We start from the raw sequence: 1,569 nt of genomic DNA on the forward strand, positions 1-1,569 counted from the left end.
AACGCCGTCATCGGGCTTTCCCAGTTGCTCGTGCAAACCAATCTCGACGAGCGCCAGCGCATGTTTGTCACCCATGTCAACGCCGCTGGCGAGCACCTGCTCTCCGTGGTCAACGACATCCTCGACGTCTCCAAGATCGAGGCCGGTGAGATGCAGCTGGAGTCGGCGCCTTTTGATCTGCCGGCACTGCTGCAGCACGCGCGTGCCATCGTGGAGATGCAGGCGGCGCAGAAGGAACTGCGCCTGGACGTCGAACTGGACCCGGCGCTGCCGCAGCGCCTGGTGGGCGACGTGACGCGACTCAAGCAGATCCTGGCCAACTTGCTGGGCAACGCGGTGAAGTTCACCGACGCGGGCGCCGTCACGCTGCGGGCGACCCAGCTCATGCTGGATAAGCAAGGACGCGACGATCCCTGGTCACCACTGTCGACGCTGCGCATCGAAGTTTCGGACACCGGTATCGGCATTCCACGCGAGAAGCAGGCCACCATCTTTCAGGCGTTCACGCAGGCCGACGCCACGACGACACGCCGCTTTGGCGGTACGGGGCTGGGATTGTCCATTGTGCGCCGCCTGGTGGAATTGATGGGCGGCTGTCTGGACGTCACCAGCGAGCCTGGGCAGGGCAGCACCTTCAGCCTCACAGTGACATTGCCTGTGGTGGAGTGATGCGCAGGACCAGATACGGCCGGACCGCCCCCGTCAATCCGTGCTGACCTCAGCAAAAGGACGCTCGCTTCGCCGAGCGCCATCTGCTTGACATGGATCAAGTGCTGTTGCCGGCAGCAGGCGGTCGCATGGACTTGTCTCAAGTCAAAAGCGTTGGTGCCGAAATTGAGCCCAGGTAATACTTGACCGGGTATCCAAGGCCGGCATTCGCATGAACAGACATTCGATGAAACTCGGTACCAAGCTGGGCCTGGCTTTCGCAGCCCTGGTCATGCTGACGATGGTGGTGTGCGGCTTCGCGATCATCCAGCTCTCCAGCATGTACACCCGCACGCAGGACCTCGCCGAGAACTGGCTGCCCGCGATCAAGGTGCTCGGCGAGATGCGTACCGCCGCCAACCAACTGCGGCGCCAGGAGGCGGACCACGTGATTTCGGTGGAAGCGTCGGAAATGGCCACGGTTGAACAGCGCATAGCCGAGATCAGGACGGCCTTCGCCGAAAAGCAAAAGGCGTACGCAGCGCTGATCACATCACCGCAGGAGCGCTCAGGCTACGAGGCGTTCAAGAAGCACCGTGATGCCTACTTGGCCGTGCAGGCCAGGCTGCTTGAGGTCTCGCGCAACGGCGACAGCGCCATGCAGGAGACCAGATCCCTGTTCCGGGGCGAGTCGCGTTCGGCCTTCAATGCCATGGCGGCCGAGATCGGCAAGCTCGTGGAGATCAGCGACCAGGGTTCCGCCGAGTCCGCTGCCGCTGCCAAGCAGACGTACGAGTCGGCCAAGCGCTGGACGGCGGCACTCCTTGGCGCAGCCGTTGTGCTTGCCGCGGGCTTGGCAACAGCCATCGTGCGCGGCATCACCCGGCAGCTCGGTGGCGAGCCCGGGGACGCTGCCGAACT

2 protein-coding genes are annotated in these 1,569 nt (G+C 63.7%); both read left to right on the plus strand.

Annotation, left to right across the window (positions count from 1 at the left end):
- On the plus strand, positions 1–669 hold a 669-nt coding region (locus H537_RS0118990), incomplete at its 5' end, for a sensor histidine kinase (RefSeq protein ID WP_028999085.1).
- A 271-nt stretch (positions 670–940) separates the two neighbouring features.
- Positions 941–1,569, plus strand: a 629-nt coding sequence (locus H537_RS0118995) for an MCP four helix bundle domain-containing protein (RefSeq protein ID WP_238446729.1), incomplete at its 3' end; no start/stop codon positions are given.

Origin of the sequence: Azohydromonas australica DSM 1124 (assembly GCF_000430725.1) — a bacterium.
Classification (GTDB): domain Bacteria; phylum Pseudomonadota; class Gammaproteobacteria; order Burkholderiales; family Burkholderiaceae_C; genus Azohydromonas; species Azohydromonas australica.